Origin of the sequence: Flavobacterium keumense (assembly GCF_029866485.1) — a bacterium.
Taxonomy (GTDB): domain Bacteria; phylum Bacteroidota; class Bacteroidia; order Flavobacteriales; family Flavobacteriaceae; genus Flavobacterium; species Flavobacterium keumense.
In genome coordinates, this window is record NZ_CP092332.1 from 1,568,598 (window position 1) to 1,588,770 (window position 20,173).

At 38.6% G+C, this 20,173-nt stretch carries 8 protein-coding genes, 2 tRNA genes, 3 rRNA genes and 1 pseudogene; 5 read left to right on the forward strand and 9 right to left on the reverse strand.

The features are described from left to right. Window position 1 precedes the first annotated feature (1 nt). The 7 genes and pseudogenes from MG292_RS07045 to ppsA all read right to left on the reverse strand — a co-directional run bounded on the left by MG292_RS07045 (window position 2) and on the right by ppsA (window position 8,132). Window positions 2-1,039, reverse strand: coding sequence for a glycoside hydrolase family 130 protein (locus MG292_RS07045; protein WP_264533421.1), 1,038 nt, complete (start codon window positions 1,037-1,039; stop codon window positions 2-4). Window positions 1,040-1,045: 6 nt separating this feature from the next. Next, window positions 1,046-2,062, reverse strand: a complete 1,017-nt coding sequence (locus tag MG292_RS07050; protein ID WP_264533420.1) for an MlaD family protein — start codon at window positions 2,060-2,062, stop codon at window positions 1,046-1,048. 8 nt (window positions 2,063-2,070) lie between these two features. Further along, window positions 2,071-2,811: an ABC transporter ATP-binding protein gene (locus tag MG292_RS07055; RefSeq protein WP_264533419.1), complete on the reverse strand. Its 741-nt coding sequence runs from the start codon at window positions 2,809-2,811 to the stop codon at window positions 2,071-2,073. 3 nt (window positions 2,812-2,814) lie between these two features. Beyond that, on the reverse strand, window positions 2,815-3,597 hold the full coding sequence (locus MG292_RS07060; protein WP_264533418.1) for an MlaE family ABC transporter permease: 783 nt from the start codon (window positions 3,595-3,597) through the stop codon (window positions 2,815-2,817). 124 nt (window positions 3,598-3,721) lie between these two features. Next, entirely contained in the window at window positions 3,722-4,879 is a 1,158-nt protein-coding gene (locus tag MG292_RS07065; protein ID WP_264533417.1) for a phospholipase D-like domain-containing protein, read from the reverse strand. 41 nt (window positions 4,880-4,920) lie between these two features. After that, window positions 4,921-5,676, reverse strand: a complete 756-nt coding sequence (locus MG292_RS07070; protein ID WP_264533416.1) for an SDR family oxidoreductase — start codon at window positions 5,674-5,676, stop codon at window positions 4,921-4,923. A 3-nt stretch (window positions 5,677-5,679) separates the two neighbouring features. Continuing rightward, a pseudogene (ppsA, locus tag MG292_RS07075) lies at window positions 5,680-8,132 on the reverse strand (phosphoenolpyruvate synthase). 925 nt (window positions 8,133-9,057) lie between these two features. On the opposite strand from ppsA, the gene MG292_RS07080 reads away from it, so the two are divergent. The 5 genes from MG292_RS07080 (at window position 9,058) to rrf (ending at window position 14,271) form a co-directional block, all read left to right on the forward strand. Further along, a 16S ribosomal RNA gene (locus MG292_RS07080) occupies window positions 9,058-10,571 on the forward strand. A gap of 126 nt (window positions 10,572-10,697) precedes the next feature. Next, a tRNA-Ile gene (locus tag MG292_RS07085) sits at window positions 10,698-10,771 on the forward strand. A gap of 86 nt (window positions 10,772-10,857) precedes the next feature. Beyond that, window positions 10,858-10,931, forward strand: a tRNA-Ala gene (locus MG292_RS07090). Window positions 10,932-11,120: 189 nt separating this feature from the next. Next, window positions 11,121-14,002: ribosomal RNA gene (locus tag MG292_RS07095) — 23S ribosomal RNA — on the forward strand. A gap of 159 nt (window positions 14,003-14,161) precedes the next feature. Continuing rightward, window positions 14,162-14,271: ribosomal RNA gene (gene rrf / locus MG292_RS07100) — 5S ribosomal RNA — on the forward strand. Together the 16S, 23S and 5S rRNA genes with 2 tRNA genes alongside form the textbook arrangement of a ribosomal RNA operon. Window positions 14,272-14,597: 326 nt before the next feature. On the opposite strand, the gene MG292_RS07105 is transcribed toward rrf, so the two are convergent. Both MG292_RS07105 and secA read right to left on the reverse strand, forming a co-directional pair. Next, on the reverse strand, window positions 14,598-16,388 hold the full coding sequence (locus MG292_RS07105) for a GmrSD restriction endonuclease domain-containing protein (RefSeq protein ID WP_264533414.1): 1,791 nt from the start codon (window positions 16,386-16,388) through the stop codon (window positions 14,598-14,600). A 401-nt stretch (window positions 16,389-16,789) separates the two neighbouring features. Then, the gene (gene secA / locus MG292_RS07110) at window positions 16,790-20,137 is read right to left on the reverse strand and encodes a preprotein translocase subunit SecA (protein WP_264533413.1); all 3,348 of its coding nucleotides are present in this window, start codon (window positions 20,135-20,137) and stop codon (window positions 16,790-16,792) included. Between the last annotated feature and the right edge of the window lie 36 nt (window positions 20,138-20,173).

Sequence of the window (20,173 nt, forward strand, 5' to 3'; positions counted from 1 at the left end):
TTTAGGATTGTTTTCTTAATTCGGTAAGTAGTTCTTCGAGATTGATTCGGACTACCGCAACATGTCGGTCAGCAACTCCATAATATACATACAAATCATTACCAAATAGTGCGTGGCCAGTAGGAAAAACAACGTTGTTTACAACCCCAGTCATTTCCCATTCTTTATTGGGTGAAAATAAAGGATAGGGGAGTCTTGCTAATTCGATTTCTGGTTTGTCTAATTGAAGTAAAGCGGCTTTAGCATGGTATATTTTGCCCGTTACGGTTTCTTCTACACCATGATAAATGAGTAGCCATCCATATTCAGTTTCAATAGGAGGACCACCAGCACCTAGATAATCGACTTCAAATGCATCTTTAGGATCTAGCACAATATAATTGATAAGGTTTTTAAGGTAATCTTCCCAAAATGCTTCAGTAAGTTCTTCCCATTTTTCAAATTGTACGATTTGAATTCCTGGCCAAATACGATGTAACAGCACGAATTTTCCGTTGATTTTTCTGGGAAATAGTACAATGTCTTTATCTCTTAAAAGCCGATGTTCATCGTCAACTAATCCTATTTGAGCAAAAAGATTGTAATATTGATGGTATTTTGGATTGAGTTTTTTACCACCACAGCAATTGACATAGTCTTCATATTCTTGATAATTCACATGAGGAGTTATGATGCCGTGTTTTTCAAAATGAATTAAATCTTTAGAAGTTGCTAATGCACCCATAGCATTTACTCCATCATAGGCTGTATAAGTAATGTAATAGGTGTCTTCAATTTTCACTATTCGAGGGTCTTCGACACCGTGTTTTTCATATTCAAAATCACGTGAAATCAGGGGTTTTTCGTTTCGTTTAACTATTGTAAAAGGTCCTTTGGATTTGGCATAGCCAATGGTGGAAAAATTACCATGTTCCACAGCGCGATACAGAATATGAACGGTGTCTCCTTCTTGATAAATGCCAGCATTGAAAACACCATTATTTTCAAAATCAAGATCGGTAGGGCTTAGTATAATGCCTAATTTTTCTATTGTTATCATGTTGTTTCAGTATTTTTTGTCCATTTCAGTTGATGTCTCTTGTGGTTTTGTTTTTTGTGCTTTTAGTTTTGCTCTTTCTTGTTTTTTAAAATAACCTCGAAAAAAGAAATTACATTTTAGCGCTTCTAAATCTTCATTTAAATTGAAACTAGCATGGTTTAAATTAGTCATCGTTGAGTCTATTTTTTGAACTAATTTTGGGTTGTTTGATAAGTAGTTAATAACCCCTTTTCCTTCGTTTATGTTCAGTAAAGTAGCGTCCAAATGTTGGGCTATAGTATTTGTTTTAGTGGCTAATTGATTAATGTTGATAATGGTATGTTTAATTTTATGCGCTACTACAGTATCCCTTAAAATACCAATCAGATTATTTTTTTGATCCAAATCCATTAGAATTTGGTTTACTTTGTGGATTAATTTATCGGTTCCTTTACTGGTTTGTTTTAAGTTGGATATCGTTGTTTTTATTTCATTGGCAACAATAGAATCTTTAATTAAAAGACCAATTGTTCCTTTGCCTTTGTTAATTTGGTTCGTGATTTTTAGTAAATCAATCGTCAGTAGCGCCGCGTTTTTATTTGTGATATCTAAAGTGTTTAACATATCATCGGGATTAATTTTTTTAATTGATCTGATTTCGTCTCCAGCTTGAACTGAAGGAGAATCTTCCTTTTCGGGCATAATATTGATAATCCGATTGCCTACTAGTCCATCCGAGCCGATTGCAGCTACAGCGTTATTTTTGATGTAACTAAAAATAGTTTTATCAATAAGCATTACTACTTTTATAGTAGTATCATTTATCATCTCAATGTCGCGTACAGTACCCACATTTACTCCAGAATAGCGGACATTATTTCCTAATTGTAATCCATTTACATTGGTAAAAACAGCAGTCAAGTGAGAGGTCTTTCCAAACATTTTTTGCTTATCGCCAATGAAATATACTGCCAACACAAAAAGTAATAAGCCAATAATGACGAATAGTCCTAACTGTATTTTTTGTCCAGTTGTTTTTTCCATTTTTAGTTTTATTTAAAAAAGGCTTGGATTTTTGTGTCGGTTGAATCTGATAATTCTTCAAAAGTTCCTTCAGCATAATTAATTCCATCAACTAATAATATCATCCTATTTGAAATCACTCTAGCACAATCTACATCGTGTGTGATGATAATCGCCGAAGTGTTGTATTTTTTTTGAATCGACTTCATCAATAGTAAAATTTCTTTAGCCGTAATAGGATCTAATCCTGTTGTAGGTTCGTCATAAAGAATAATTTTGGGTTGCAGAATCAATGTTCTTGCTAATGCAACTCTCCGTTTCATTCCTCCTGACAATTCCTCAGGCATTAAATCTACAGCATGTACTAGCCCCACATTGTTTAATGCCTCCATTACTAAAGGACTGGTGTCTTTGATGTGGCCAAATTTTTTAGTATGGCGCCTTAAGGGAAATTCTAAATTTTCTCTAACGGTCATTGAATCATACAAAGCACTTCCTTGAAAAAGAAAACCAACTTCTGTTCTTAGCTCATCTAACTTTTCTTGATTGAGTTGATTAATCTCTTGCCCCATTATAGTTATTGTGCCACTATCGGCTTCTTCTAGTCCTATTAGGCATTTTATCATTACGGATTTTCCTGAACCCGATTTTCCCATTATTACTAAATTTTCGCCTTCGTTTAAAATCATAGTAAAACCATTCAATACGCAATTAGAGCCATAACTTTTTCGTAAGTTTTCAATTTTGATGATAGCGTTGTTATTGGTCATAATTTATAGGTCATAAAAAATATCAGTAATAAAAACCGCTATAAAATCAATTACAAATAATAACATAGAGGTAAATACAACAGCAGAATTAGCAGCAATACCTACCCCAGCAGTTCCTTTTTTACAATAATATCCTTTAAAACATCCCACCAATCCAATGGCAAAACCAAAGAAGAACGTTTTGATTGTAGCAGGAATCAAATCGCCAAACTCTAACGAATTAAAAACCTGATTGTAATACAATAAAAAAGAAACATTTCCTTTTATGTTTTCAACTAAATAGGAGCCATAAATGGCAATTGCATCTCCAAAAACTACTAGAATAGGCAACATAATCGTAGTAGCCATAATTCTCGTAACTACTAGATATTTGAAAGGGTTAGTCCCTGAAACTTCCATCGCATCAATTTGTTCAGTTACACGCATAGAGCCTAACTCGGCGCCAATCCCAGATCCAATTCGGCCAGCACAAATTAATGCTGTAATGATGGGCCCAATTTCTCTAATAATTGAAATACTCACCATGGATGGCATCCAAGAGACCGCTCCAAATTCTTGTAATGTTGGCCTCGATTGTAAAGTAAAAACTAAACCAATAATAAAGCCAGTTACTCCAACAAGAAGCAAAGAACGATTGCCCATATTAAAACATTGTTTTATGAATTCTTTAAATTCAAAAGGGCGTTTGACACTTTCTTTAAAAAAACGCCATCCAAAAAAAGATAACTCACCTACTTCCATTAATAAAATAGTGATAAGATCGATTATTTTAGGAATGGTGTTCATGCGAATCAACAAATTGTTTTAGTAAGAAATGACTTCTCAAATATACAATTATTAACTATTGATTATCAGTGATTTAATGTGTTTTGTATCGGATTTTTCGGTAGTTTGTCGAAAAATATAATACTTAAGAATGATTGAACCTTTTGTAAGGAAGATAGGTTACAATAATTTCAATACCTCTTGTTATGTAATAAGAAAAGGCAGTCGTGATTTTAGAGATAAAGTTGTTTCTCGTTTGAAATGATTCAGGGGTTATTTTTTGGCATTGTAAAAGAATCTGTTGCAATTCTTCTTCAAAAAGGGTAGCAAAAGCAGGAGATTCAATACCCACATTCATTTCGATGCTAGCATAAGAACTTAAATTATTGAGATTGAAAGAACCAATTGTAGTCCAAGAACCATCAACTACCATCGCTTTTCCGTGTAAGACTGATTGATTCCATTCGTACAATTCAATGTTGTGCTTCAATAATTTGGAGTACAAATAACAACTCGCCCTATGGGTCATTGGCAAATCAGAAACTCCAGAAAGAATTAATTGTATTTTTACTTTGGTTTTTGAAGCTTCCAATAAAGCATTAGTTAATTTCCGACCAGGTAGAAAATAACTTCCTACAATAATAACTTTTTCTTTAGCATTACGAATAGATTTGATATAGGCTTTTGAAATTTCACTTTTCCGATTCAACCAATCGTTTTGAAGAATTTGTATCATTACTTTTTCTTCAGCGTCAAAGATTGGAGAGATTGTTTTGCGCAAAGCGCTTTTCTTTTTGCTATAATTCGCCTTGCAATGGGATTGAATATCTTTTGCAATCGGGCTATTGATTTCAATGGCAAAATCCAACCAGGGTTTTGTGTTTGGAGTTCCGCGATATCGGTTAGCAATATTAATTCCGCCAATTAGAGCTACTTTGCCATCGGCAACAACTACTTTTTTATGCAGCCTTCTTCCAATGTAAAAAGAGCTAGCCGAAAATAAGGGAGAAAAAAAACGGATATGTCCTCCGGCTTGTCGCAATTCCTTGCTAATTTCATTTGGAAAAGAAAGGGAGCCAAAGCCATCCAATAAAAGGTATACTTTAACTTGACGCTTTAGTGCCTCTTTTATAGCCAAAAGAATGCGTTTGCCTGTTGCGTCATTGTCAAAAATATACGTCTGGATATGGATTTCGGTGACGGCATCATTAATGATTCGTTCTAATCTAGAAAAATAATCTTCCCCACTATGTACGAGTTGGACCGACTTGAAAGGAAGATTATTTTTTTTGGATTCAAACATGCATTTGGATTGACAGTTATAAAACTTAAAATTACATAATTTTATTGAGCCACAAAACCACCATCAATAACCATTGGATGTCCTGTTACAAATGAAGCTTCGTCTGAACACATCCAAATTACTGCATTGGCAATTTCGTCTGCTGAACCGAATCTCCCTACAGGTTCCATTTTTGCAAATTGTTTTTCTATTTCCTTGTCTTTTTTTGTAATTCTATCAATCATTGGGGTATCAATAACTCCAGGACAGACGGCATTTATTCTAATGCCTTCTTTGGCATATTCTAAAGCAGCCGTTTTGGTTAAGCCAATTACACCGTGTTTAGAAGCTACATAAGCAGGAGAGCCATAAAACCCCACTAATCCAGCGACAGAAGCACAATTAATAATTACTCCTTTATGGTGTTTCAGCATTTCGGGAATTTCGTATTTCATGCAAAGCCAAATTCCTTTTAAGTTGGTATTTAATGTATTATCCCAGTTTTCTTCAGAACAATCAGTGGTAATAGCTACTCGACCTTCGATACCCGCATTATTGAAGGCATAATCCAGTCGTCCAAATGTGGCAATTGTTTTTTCAATCATTAATTTGACTTCTGTCGAATTGGATACATCGCATTGAATAAATAGCATTTTTTCTGCTATTTTTTTAATGGAAGAAAGAGCTTCCGAATCTTCATTTTTGTCTACAACAACCACTTTTGCCCCTTTTTTTGCAAAAGCAATTGCCGTTGCTTTACCAATTCCAGAAGTTCCGCCTGTGATAAGTGCTACTTTGTTTTTGAATGGTGTTTCCATAATTCAGATAGTTTTAGATGTGATTTTTTTTAATTTTTTCTCTGCTTCCAAAATATTTTCAATGCCTTTTAGTAATGCGTCTGGAGTAAATGAAATACTATCAATACCTTCAGCCACCAAAAATTGAGCAAAGTGGGGGAGGTCACTCGGTGCTTGACCACATAAACCCACTTTTATTTCAAATCGCTTAGCTACCCGAATCGTTTCTTTGATTAACGATTGTACTGCGGGTTTTCTTCATCAAATAAATAACTCACTAGCGAAGAGTCTCGGTCTAGTCCTAAAGTGAGTTGCGTTAGATCGTTGGAACCAATTGAAAATCCATCAAAGAGTTTCGCAAATTCATCTGCCAAAAGGACATTGCTGGGTATTTCAATCATGACGTATACTTCTAATCCATTGACGCCTTGAACTAATCCATTTTTAGCCATTTCAGTAAGGACATTTTCTCCTTCTTCAACAGTTCGGCAAAACGGAATCATTAATTTTACATTAGTAAGCCCCATTTTATCCCGTACTTTTTTCATGGCTTGGCTTTCTAATGCAAAACCTTTTCGGTAAAAATTACTGTAATACCGTGAAGCTCCTCTAAAGCCAATCATCGGATTTTCTTCGTCAGGCTCAAAATAGCTGCCCCCGATGAGGTTGGCATATTCATTACTTTTAAAATCACTCATTCGTACAATCACCTCCTTTGGATAAAAGGCACAGGCTACAGTAGCTACCGCTTCGGCTAGTTGTGTTACAAAATAATCTTTTGGATCAGCGTAGCCTTTGGTTAGTGCTGCTATTTGAGCAATCGTATCTTGATTAGTAATTTTTTCTGGTTCGCATAAAGCCAACGGATGTATCTTTATGGTGTTCGAAATAATAAACTCCATTCGCATCAAACCCACACCTTGGTTCGGATAACGGCTTAATCTAAAGGCTTTTTCAGGATCTGCTAGAATGAGCATGGGTGCTGTTTCAGGTAATTTCAACCGACTAAAGTCTTGTTCCGTCGTTTTCCAACGCAATGTGCCGTTATAAATGACTCCTTCTTTTCCTTCGGCACAGGATACGGTGATTTCTTGTCCGTTTTTTATTGTAGTTGTGGCATCTCCACAACCTACAACGGCTACTGTGTCTAATTCTCTTGCGACAATTGCGGCATGACTGGTGCGTCCTCCTTTATTGGTCACAATAGCAGCTGCTTTTTTCATAATTGGATCCCAATCGGGATTGGTCAAATCAGTTACAATGATTTCTCCTTCTTGTACCAAGTGGCCTTCTTGAGCATTGTTTACAATACGCGCCTTACCCGATGTAATTTTATCTCCTAAAGCAATTCCTTTGCATAAAACACTCCCTTTTTCAACTAAGGTGTACATTTTTCTAACCGCTGAATTGGGTTTGTTATGGATTGTCTCTGGCCGTGCTTGTACAATATAGAGTTGGTTGTTGGTGCCGTCTTTTGCCCACTCAATGTCCATCGCTTTTTTGTAATGCTTCTCAATTGTGTAGCACCAACGGGCTAGCTGAATCACTTCGGTATCGCTCAATGAAAACCGATTTTGATTTTCTAAAGAGGTGGTTGTGTTGACAATAGTACTGGTGGTTGCAATTCCTTTTTCTATTTCATTATACATCATAGTAAACTCTTTTTTACCACAATGTTTTTTTAAGATAGGGTTCCATTTTTCGTTTTCCAATGTAGGTTTGAAAACCATCCACTCGTCTGGTGTAACAGTGCCTTGAACAATGTTTTCGCCGAGTCCCCAAATTCCGTTTATAATAATTGTATTCTCAAACCCAGTATCAGGATCAATAGTAAAGGCAACTCCTGAAGCCGATTGGTCGCTTCGTACCATTTGTTGTACTCCCACAGAAATGGCAATATCCAAACCCTGAAAGCCCATATCGTATCGGTATTTAATAGCACGATCTGTAAACAAAGACACAAAACAATGCTGCACGGCATTAATCAATTGATCTTCTCCAGAAATATTCAAAAAAGATTGCATTTGTCCTGCAAAACTAGCTGAGGGTAAATCTTCCGATGTAGCACTACTCCTCACAGCCACACTAAGCGAAGTAAATCCGCATTGTTCACTTAAAGCGTGATACGCTTTCTTAATTTCGGATTCAATAATTTTAGGCATTCGGGCAGAAAGAATATGTTCTCGTGCAGTTGCTCCTATATAGGACAAGTTAGAAAAATGCTCCTTATCTAAAGATTGAAATAAATCATTCAGTACATTTTCTAACTGATTTTCTTTTCGAAATAGCCGATACCCTTCGGCAGTAATCGCAAATCCATTCGGAATTTGAATCCCAATAGGATTGAGTTGGTTGTACATTTCACCAAGCGAAGCATTTTTTCCGCCCACTTCACTAATAGCGCTTATTCCGATTTCATTAAAGAATAGAATGTATTTGTAATTCCCCATGATATCTATATTTAAATTAGAATACATACTTTAGACACAAAGTGTCTTTCGGTTTGGGGAATATAAAAGAGAGTAGGAGTCTCTTGAGAATTAGGTTAGTATAAATGTACAAAATAAATACCTGATTTACAATATTTTATATTAAAAAATAAAAATTATTTAAGATTCTGGGCGTTCCCTGTTGGCTTCGTTGCCTTGCCATACAGGTCGGGCTATCCGCTGTATCTTTTTAAAAGTGGACTTTGAGTTCCTCAGCCTCCTTTTAAAAAGGATGCCGCTACTATCCCTAACGCGGGTTGAACTTCAAGAACAATAACAATTTAAAAATTCACAAAATCTTATTTTTCTTATATTCCTTATATGGTTAAAAAAAACTAATCCTATTTAGTATCTACCCTATTTAAAAAATCTGCGAATCTGCGGTAAATTTTAACAAAAAGCCTTTTCAGCTATCCTTGTACTAAAAAAACTTTATGATTTACAAAACGGGTAATCAGCGAGTTAAGAAAAAGAAAAAAAATAAGGTTAAAAAAATCTTGGAAAAGCGGAATTAGGTTGTACTTTTGCACCCGCAATAACGGCGAGGTTCTTAATTAATTATTGAAAGGCAAGGCAATGAAGATAAAAGAAATTTTACTTTAAAAAATTTGCTAGAGATAAAAAAGTAATTATCTTTGCCCTCCCGAAAAGGGGACAAGTTCTTGAATGTATTGAATGAGTAAAACGAAAGTAAATTTTCTTTAAAAAAACTTTTGAATATACTTGTGAGATAAAAAAGAAGTTGTACTTTTGCACCCGCTTTGAGAGATAAGCGAATAAAAAAGAAGATACGTTCCTAGACATATTGAATTGACAGCCGTTTTGAGATTAATTTCAAAACACAATAAAGAGTAATAGATTCGAGAGATTCTAAAAAATGCTAGATAGTCGTTAATTATAATATAAATAATATACGATGAAGAGTTTGATCCTGGCTCAGGATGAACGCTAGCGGCAGGCTTAACACATGCAAGTCGAGGGGTATAGTTCTTCGGAACTAGAGACCGGCGCACGGGTGCGTAACGCGTATGCAATCTACCTTTTACAGGGGGATAGCCCAGAGAAATTTGGATTAATACCCCATAGTATGTTAAAGTGGCATCATTTTAACATTAAAGTTCCAACGGTAAAAGATGAGCATGCGTCCCATTAGCTAGATGGTAAGGTAACGGCTTACCATGGCGACGATGGGTAGGGGTCCTGAGAGGGAGATCCCCCACACTGGTACTGAGACACGGACCAGACTCCTACGGGAGGCAGCAGTGAGGAATATTGGACAATGGGCGCAAGCCTGATCCAGCCATGCCGCGTGCAGGAAGACGGTCCTATGGATTGTAAACTGCTTTTGTACAGGAAGAAACACTCCCTCGTGAGGGAGCTTGACGGTACTGTAAGAATAAGGATCGGCTAACTCCGTGCCAGCAGCCGCGGTAATACGGAGGATCCAAGCGTTATCCGGAATCATTGGGTTTAAAGGGTCCGTAGGCGGCTTTATAAGTCAGTGGTGAAAGCCCATCGCTCAACGATGGAACGGCCATTGATACTGTAGAGCTTGAATTATTAGGAAGTAACTAGAATATGTAGTGTAGCGGTGAAATGCTTAGAGATTACATGGAATACCAATTGCGAAGGCAGGTTACTACTAATGGATTGACGCTGATGGACGAAAGCGTGGGGAGCGAACAGGATTAGATACCCTGGTAGTCCACGCCGTAAACGATGGATACTAGCTGTTGGGGGCAACTTCAGTGGCTAAGCGAAAGTGATAAGTATCCCACCTGGGGAGTACGTTCGCAAGAATGAAACTCAAAGGAATTGACGGGGGCCCGCACAAGCGGTGGAGCATGTGGTTTAATTCGATGATACGCGAGGAACCTTACCAAGGCTTAAATGTAGATTGACAGATTTGGAAACAGATTTTTCTTCGGACAATTTACAAGGTGCTGCATGGTTGTCGTCAGCTCGTGCCGTGAGGTGTCAGGTTAAGTCCTATAACGAGCGCAACCCCTGTTGTTAGTTGCCAGCGAGTGATGTCGGGAACTCTAACAAGACTGCCAGTGTAAACTGTGAGGAAGGTGGGGATGACGTCAAATCATCACGGCCCTTACGCCTTGGGCTACACACGTGCTACAATGGCCGGTACAGAGAGCAGCCACTACGCGAGTAGGAGCGAATCTATAAAGCCGGTCACAGTTCGGATCGGAGTCTGCAACTCGACTCCGTGAAGCTGGAATCGCTAGTAATCGGATATCAGCCATGATCCGGTGAATACGTTCCCGGGCCTTGTACACACCGCCCGTCAAGCCATGGAAGCTGGGGGTGCCTGAAGTCGGTGACCGCAAGGAGCTGCCTAGGGTAAAACTAGTAACTAGGGCTAAGTCGTAACAAGGTAGCCGTACCGGAAGGTGCGGCTGGAACACCTCCTTTCTAGAGCTTAATTGTTAGTTGCTTAGGCAACACGATTAAGAAAAAAACGTACTATTTAGAGTTAAGAATAGTTTGATAATATTACTCTTGCTGTTGGTTCAAATAATACAATTAAGAACAAAACAGAGTCTCGTAGCTCAGCTGGTTAGAGTACTACACTGATAATGTAGGGGTCGGCAGTTCGAGTCTGCCCGGGACTACTTTTTTAGACTTAAGGAAATTTTAGAGGTTGAGTAACCGTTTGAAGTACTGTTAACTGATAACTGTTAACTGCCAACTAAAAGACGGGGGATTAGCTCAGCTGGCTAGAGCGCCTGCCTTGCACGCAGGAGGTCATCGGTTCGACTCCGATATTCTCCACTATTCTGGTGAATAGTAAAGAGTAAATAGTAATTAGCCTTGTGCTAATCACTAATTACTAGTAACTAATTACTAAGAAAAAAGTTCATTGACATATTGAGATAAGAAAATAATAAAGTAGAAAACATTTTTACTTGTTTATCATTAGGCAAGTAAAAGAAACGGCCTATTTTAATTAATAGGTTGGTACAATAAGCAAAATAAGGGCGTATGGGGGATGCCTAGGCTCTCAGAGGCGAAGAAAGGCGTGATAAGCTGCGAAAAGTTACGGGGATTGGCACACACGAATTGATCCGTAAATACCTGAATGGGGCAACCCACTATGTTGAAGACATAGTACACCGATAGGTGGGCAAACCCGCTGAACTGAAACATCTAAGTAGGCGGAGGAGAAGAAAACAAAAGTGATTCCGTAAGTAGTGGCGAGCGAACGCGGATTAGCCCAAACCAGAGTTGTTACGGCAATTTTGGGGTTGTAGGACCACGACATTTCTTGCACAAGGAACTAGAATCTACTGGAAAGTAGGACCCTAGAGAGTGATAGTCTCGTATAGGTAACAAGTGTAAAGGATAGTGGTATCCTGAGTAGGGCGGGGCACGTGAAACCCTGTCTGAATTTGGCGGGACCATCCGCTAAGGCTAAATACTCCTGAGAGACCGATAGTGAACCAGTACCGTGAGGGAAAGGTGAAAAGAACCGTGAATAACGGAGTGAAATAGATCCTGAAACCATACGCTTACAAGCGGTCGGAGCCCTTTCGTGGGGTGACGGCGTGCCTTTTGCATAATGAGCCTACGAGTTAACGTTGCTGGCAAGGATAAGTGGTTAAGCCATGGATCCGTAGCGAAAGCGAGTCTGAATAGGGCGCTTTAGTCAGTAGTGTTAGACGCGAAACCGTGTGATCTACCCATGGGCAGGTTGAAGCTGTGGTAACACACAGTGGAGGACCGAACCGGTTGACGTTGAAAAGTCTTCGGATGACCTGTGGGTAGGGGTGAAAGGCCAATCAAACTCGGAAATAGCTCGTACTCCCCGAAATGCATTTAGGTGCAGCGCTGGATTTAAGTTATATAGAGGTAGAGCTACTGATTGGATGCGGGGGCTTCACCGCCTACCAATTCCTGACAAACTCCGAATGCTATATAATGTTTACCAGCAGTGAGGGCTTGGGTGCTAAGGTCCAAGTCCGAGAGGGAAAGAACCCAGACCATCAGCTAAGGTCCCCAAATGTATGCTAAGTTGAAAGAACGAGGTTTGTCTGCCCAGACAGCTAGGATGTTGGCTTGGAAGCAGCCATTCATTTAAAGAGTGCGTAACAGCTCACTAGTCGAGCGGACGAGCATGGATAATAATCGGGCATAAGCATACTACCGAAGCTATGGATTTGTATTATATACAAGTGGTAGGGGAGCATTCCAGCAGGGTTGAAGGTGTATCGTAAGGTATGCTGGACTGGCTGGAAAAGAAAATGTAGGCATAAGTAACGATAAGCGGTGCGAGAAACACCGCCACCGAAAGACTAAGGTTTCCACAGCTATGCTAATCAGCTGTGGGTTAGTCGGGACCTAAGGCGAACCCGAAAGGGACAGTCGATGGCCAACGGGTTAATATTCCCGTACTACTTATTACTGTGATGGGGTGACGGAGTGATGAAAGCGTCGCGAACTGACGGAATAGTTCGTTGAAGTACCTACCTATAAGAAGCGCAGGCAAATCCACGCTTTTTGGGGAAATACGATAGTACTCGGAGACTTCGGTCAAAGAGATAGTACGCCTAAGGGCTTCCAAGAAAAACCTCTAAACTTCAGGTAATAAGTACCCGTACCGTAAACCGACACAGGTAGTCGAGGAGAGAATCCTAAGGTGCTCGAGAGATTCATGGCTAAGGAATTAGGCAAAATAGACCTGTAACTTCGGGAGAAAGGTCGCCAGCGCAAGCTGGCCGCAGTGAAGAGGTCCAGGCGACTGTTTATCAAAAACACAGGGCTCTGCAAAATCGTAAGATGAAGTATAGGGCCTGACACCTGCCCGGTGCTGGAAGGTTAAGAGGAGATGTTATCCTTGCGAGAAGCATTGAATTGAAGCCCCAGTAAACGGCGGCCGTAACTATAACGGTCCTAAGGTAGCGAAATTCCTTGTCGGGTAAGTTCCGACCTGCACGAATGGTGTAACGATCTGGACACTGTCTCAGCCATGAGCTCGGTGAAATTGTAGTAACGGTGAAGATGCCGTTTACCCGCAGTGGGACGAAAAGACCCTGTGCACCTTTACTATAGCTTAGTATTGACCTTGGATAAATGATGTGTAGGATAGGTTGGAGACTGTGAAGTGGCGTCGCCAGGCGTTGTGGAGTCATTGTTGAAATACAACCCTTTGTTTATCTGAGGCCTAACCCCGCTTAAGCGGGGGACATTGCTTGGTGGGTAGTTTGACTGGGGTGGTCGCCTCCAAAAGAGTAACGGAGGCTTCTAAAGGTTCCCTCAGTACGCTTGGTAACCGTGCGTAGAGTGCAATGGCATAAGGGAGCTTGACTGAGAGACATACAGGTCGATCAGGTACGAAAGTAGAGCATAGTGATCCGGTGGTTCCGCATGGAAGGGCCATCGCTCAAAGGATAAAAGGTACGCCGGGGATAACAGGCTGATCTCCCCCAAGAGCTCATATCGACGGGGGGGTTTGGCACCTCGATGTCGGCTCGTCACATCCTGGGGCTGGAGAAGGTCCCAAGGGTTGGGCTGTTCGCCCATTAAAGTGGCACGCGAGCTGGGTTCAGAACGTCGTGAGACAGTTCGGTCTCTATCTACTGTGGGCGTTAGAAATTTGAGTGGATCTGATTCTAGTACGAGAGGACCGAATTGGACAAACCTCTAGTGTATCTGTTGTCCCGCCAGGGGCACTGCAGAGTAGCTACGTTTGGAAGGGATAAGCGCTGAAAGCATATAAGCGCGAAACCCACCACAAGATGAGATTTCTTTTAAGGGTCGTGGAAGATGACCACGTTGATAGGCTATAGATGTAAAGGCAGTAATGTCATAGTCGAGTAGTACTAATAACCCGTAAGCTTATGTACGCTTTTCCTGCCCCGCAAGGGGCAGAGAGAAACTTTCTTAATTTTTTTCTTTATCTCAGTATGTTAAGATATTTGCAGCGAAGCTGCAGTTGATAGTTGATGGTTGGTAGTTGATGGCAACACCAACAACCAAAAACCAACAACCGCCAACAAAAACCTTAAGGTGGTTATTGCGGCGGGGCTCACCTCTTCCCATCCCGAACAGAGAAGTTAAGCCCGCCTGCGCAGATGGTACTGCAGTTATGTGGGAGAGTATGTCGTCGCCTTTCTTTTGAAAACCCTTCATCATTGATGAAGGGTTTTTTGTTTTGTACCTCAAGCCCACTGGGCTTCCTCCTCTTAATCTCAAATCTACGGGATTGAAAAGAGGATTACTATTTAGTAATCCTCTTTTAATTTTTAATTTACTCCGCTAGGAGTTGAATTTTGGTAAAATATCAATGAATGATATAGAGAAAGTCCCGTAGGGATGAGATTATAGCTGGAAACTAAATAAAACGAGTTCAATACCACGAGAATGGATTTGTGTGGTAGCGAGGTAACGAACGGCCATTTTTCAAACTGCGTTTATCGTTTATGTGTTCAGCTTTTTGTATTATAATGTTTTGTAGTATTCTTTAATTTTTTGAGCCATTAATTTCCTTCTTAAATTTAAAAAGTCTTGATAGTCATCGATGCTCATATCCATAATTTTTGTAGGTACACAATTCATTTTTAAATTGTCCAAAAGTTCTTGTTCGCTCGAAAGTCCACTTACTAATTTATTATTATCAAGTATTTGAGTTTTGATAAGCTCAAAATAGTCTTTTGGAGGTTTGTTTCCAACTTTAATATTTACTTCTGATTGCATATAGACATAGTTTGCAATTTGATTGTATTTGCTTCTGTCAAGTCCATTTTTACTTAAATAATCTTTTGGGAACAAATGATGAATGTCACCACGTAATGAGATTAAGTCACTTACCAAAACATCTTTTGATAAAAATCCCCTATCGTTTGCTTTTACTTGTGAAGCTAAAAATACGTGGAAATATGGACTACTTGCAACAGAAGTATCTAAGCTTTGAGGTAATGATGCATTCCAAAATGCATCAGAAAGTTCTCCATCTTCTTTTTCTTTTAAATATTCATTAAATGGTTTTTGAGAAATTTGTTTGATGTCATAATCAAACATACTTTCAGGTGAACCAGAATATCGTCCAGTTAAAATAGAATATACTAGCCACTTTCTTACATAACTTTCAATAACGACAGAATTTACGCCGAGTTCTTTAAGCTTTAAGTAAACGATATATGCAAAATTTAATGCGTTTTGAGAACGTATAAGTTTTGGGGAAATAAATCCTGCGGATTTTACAATCATTAAAAACCTTTTGAAATTCGTTTCGTTTATAAAGTTGTAAACGCCTGTTTTCAATCTCAAAAATGATTTTTCGGAAATTTCTCTTTCATAGCTTCTTGTTTCAAAATTTCTTCCTGAAAGTAAACTTACCAAATCAGAAAGTCGTCCTCTGTTAAATTGTGATGTAAATGCAACTCGAATTAAATCGTTGTAACTTGGGTCGTATAAATCTTCATTTTCTGTTTTGAGCCACATCATTTTTTGAAAAAAATCTGTTTTTGCAAAATCTGTATCATTATCTACAATTTGTTTGTAAAAATCTGGGGCTATTGCTAAATGACAAAAATAATCAATGGCTTTTCGGAGTTCATTTCCACCATTTTCTGTATCGGAAGCAATCTTACTCATTGCGAAATCTGCCTGACTTAAAACTACACCTTTTGAGTTTATTCTTATAAATATTTCTGTCACAGTTTCAATGTCCAATTCAGGGGCAAGCTCAATCATACCGATTGGTTTTTTTACGATACTGATCAATCTTGAAAATGAATTTTCAATTAAATCTTCGTCTATATCGGGATTTAGAGCTAAATAATCTCGCACTAATTTTAGCAAACTTATTTTTCCCGAAAAAGCATCTGTAATGTCGTGTAGCCAAACTTTGTCTTTTAAAATCGCAGGGTTTTGAACTTCAAATCTTTCTTCGATTGGGTTAAAGGCTATTTTGATTTTTACACGTTGATAATTTTTGTTGATGACGTATTGTCCAAGAATTGCAGCAGTTAAAGCCGTTACCCGTTGCTGTCCGTCAATCAAAACTTTTTTGCCTTCACTTAAACTTCCGTCTTTTAGTTTTACATTAGGGTTTCTCCAAGCGATTACGTATCCGATTGGGTAACCTTGATACAAACTGTCCATTAAGTCACGAACTTTTGAACTGTCCCAAACAAAAGGTCTTTGTATTTCTGGAATTGCGATTTCACCAGAATTTACCCAAGCTAAAATTGTCTCAATTAAATGTTGGTTTACTGAATATTTTTGCATTTCATTTTTGTTTTTATTTTGAGTTGTTGTAATAAGTTGTATATTTTTCTATTTATCTGTGTACTTGTAAGGAAAAACGATTTGGGTAGAATGAAGTTATAGGGTTTTTTCAAATGTAGGAAAATTTGTTTAAAATACAAATTTTGATTGGGGAATAGAAGTGTATTCTAGCCCCGATAGTAGCGGCATCCTTTTGAGGCTTCCAGCCTTTTAAAGGCTGGAAGCCTCAAAAGATAGAGCGGATAGCGGGACAAGTCTTGTTCAGGGAGTACAATGGGTGCTGCCAAAATAACACACAAAAAAAAGAGTGTCTAAAAAGTTATTTATAGATTCCGAAATAAATTCGGAATGACAAATAAGAACTTTTTAGACACCCAGTATTTTATAGCCTAGTGTAACTATTAGTCATTCACAATGACCCATTGACCTGAAGAGACTAAGCTTTCGGCTTTTTTGTACTTCATGGTTTCTGTTTTTCCAGTAGCTACTTCCTGAATCGTTACGGTATCGTTACGATTGATTTTAGGCATGTCTCTCACGATGGTTTCGGTTACTTGACGTTGTTGTGTTTGACTTGCTTCGTGGTTTAGGTTTTCACTGTTTGGCAATTCGTCTTTGCTTAATTTATAGTTTTCTTTTTGACGAACCTGTTTTGCTTCTTCAATCTTAGGCGCATTTTGTTGTGCCGGTAAATCGCCTTTGAATAAAAACGAAATCACGTCTTTATTCACATTGTCAAGCATGGCTCTGAACAAGTTGAAGGCTTCTAATTTGTAAATTAGCAACGGATCTTTTTGTTCGTGAACGGCCAATTGTACCGATTGTTTCAATTCGTCCATTTTACGCAAGTGTTTTTTCCAAGCTTCATCCACAATAGATAAAGTGATGTTCTTTTCAAAATCGGCCACTAATTGCGCTCCTTGGGTTTCGTAGGCTTTCTTTAAGTCAGTCACTACATTCAATGTTTTGATTCCGTCAGTAAATGGCACTACGATACGCTCAAAATGATTGTTTTGGTCTTCATAAACTCCTTTAATGATAGGAAAGGCTTCTCTAGCACTTCGTTCTGTTTTTTCGGTATAGAATTCTAAAGTCGCTTTGTAGATTTTACCCGTCAATTCCATTTCGGATAATTTTGCAAACTCGCCTTCGGTTACTGGTGAAGTGATCGAGAAATAACGAATTAATTCGAATTCAAAGTTTTTGAAATCGTTCATTCCTTTATTATTCGATACAATCAACTCACAGGTATCGTACAACATGTTTGCAATATCTAATTTTAGACGCTCTCCAAACAAAGCATGACGGCGACGTTTGTACACCACTTCACGTTGTGCGTTCATTACATCATCATATTCTAACAAACGTTTACGCACTCCAAAGTTGTTTTCTTCTACTTTTTTCTGTGCACGTTCAATAGATTTGGTCATCATGGAATGTTGAATTACTTCTCCTTCTTGTAATCCCATTCTGTCCATAACTTTGGCTACTCTTTCTGAACCAAACAAACGCATCAAGTTGTCTTCTAACGAAACGTAGAATTGAGAACTTCCAGGGTCTCCTTGACGTCCAGCACGACCTCGTAACTGACGGTCAACACGACGTGAATCGTGACGTTCAGTACCAATAATTGCTAAACCTCCAGCTGCTTTTACTTCGGGAGTTAATTTGATATCGGTACCACGACCTGCCATATTAGTAGCAATAGTAACGACTCCCGCTTTTCCAGCTTCTTCTACAATTTGTGCCTCTTGTTTGTGCATTTTGGCATTCAACACATTGTGCGTGATGCCTCTCATTTTCAACATTCGGCTTAATAATTCCGAGATTTCAACCGAGGTGGTTCCAATAAGAACGGGTCTTCCTGCGTTGGACAATTCGGTTACGTCTTCGATAACAGCATTGAATTTTTCACGAGTTGTTTTGTAAATCAAATCGTCTTTGTCAATTCTTGCAATTCCTCTATTGGTCGGGATTTCGACTACGTCTAATTTATAAATTTGCCAAAGTTCTCCTGCTTCAGTAACGGCTGTTCCGGTCATTCCGCCCAGCTTGTTGTACATTCTGAAGTAGTTTTGCAACGTAATTGTAGCAAAGGTTTGTGTTGCAGCTTCAATTTTTACATTTTCTTTGGCTTCAATGGCTTGGTGCAATCCGTCAGAATAACGACGACCATCCATAATACGTCCTGTTTGCTCATCGACAATCAGGATTTTGTTATCCATAATCACATACTCTACATCTTTTTCGAATAAAGTGTAGGCTTTTAAAAGTTGGGTTAGCGTATGGATACGCTCACTTTTTACTCCAAAATCTTGGAACAAACGTTCTTTAGCTTCAGCTTCTGCATCAGCATCTAGTTTTTGTTTTTCAATAGCGGCAATCTCGGTTCCAATGTCTGGTAATATGAAGAAATCAGCATCGGTATCTCCAGATAAGAATTGGATTCCGTTATCGGTCAATTCTACTTGGTTGTTTTTTTCTTCAATCACAAAGTACAAGGCTTCGTCCACCAAATGCATTTCGCGTTTGTTGTCTTGCATGTATTGGTTTTCGGTTTTTTGCAGCAATTGTTTTACTCCTTCTTCCGAAAGGAATTTAATTAATGCTTTGTTCTTTGGTAAACTTCTGTAGGCTCTTAACAATTGGAATCCACCATCTTTGGTGTTACCCTCTTTGATTAATTTTTTGGCTTCTGCCAAGAAACCATTCGCTAATTGACGTTGTAAATTAACTAAGTTTTCAATTTTTGGTTTTAACTCATTAAATTCGTGACGATCTCCTTGCGGAACCGGTCCAGAAATAATCAACGGTGTTCTGGCATCATCAATCAAAACCGAATCCACCTCGTCGACAATGGCATAGTTGTGTTTGCGTTGTACTAAATCTTCTGGCGAATGTGCCATATTATCTCTTAGGTAGTCAAAACCAAACTCATTATTGGTTCCATAAGTGATATCAGCGTCATAGGCTCTTTTTCTTTCTTCAGAACTTGGTTGGTAATTATCAATACACTCCACTGTCATACCATGGAATTCAAACAAAGGTGCTTTCCAAGTACTGTCACGTTTAGCCAAGTAATCATTTACGGTTACTAAATGCACACCATTTCCAGTTAAGGCATTTAAGTAAATAGGTAGGGTAGCTACCAAGGTTTTTCCTTCTCCAGTTTGCATTTCGGCTACTTTTCCTTCGTGCAATACCATTCCACCAATTAACTGAACGTCATAGTGAATCATGTCCCAAGTTATCTGTTTACCAGCAGCATTCCATGAATTAGCCCAAATGGCTTTATCTCCCTCTAATGTAACGTAGGATTTGGTAGCAGAGAATTCTCTATCTTTTGGAGTGGCAGTCACTTCAATTTGAGTGTTTTCTTTGAAACGTCTGGCTGTTTCTTTTACTACTGCGAAAGCTTCCGGTAAAATTTCCATCAAAGTTTTTTCAGAAATCTCATAAGCCTCTTTTTCCAAAGCATCAATAGCGAGGTAAATATCTTCTCTTTTGTCGATGTCTTCTATAGATTCCACTTCTAATTTTAAAGCCGCTATTTTGGCGTCTTTTTCAGCGCGATCTTGTTTGATTTTTTCTTTGAAGAAAGCGGTGCGTGCTCTCAATTCGTCATTAGACAATGCCATTAAGCTACTTTCAAATCCTTTGATTTTAGTAAGGTAAGGTTGTAATGCTTTTACGTCATTGTGTGATTTATCACCAACAAAGATTTTGATAATGCTATTTATGAAACTCATAATTGTATGTGTATTACTGTATTTTGTGTAAATGTG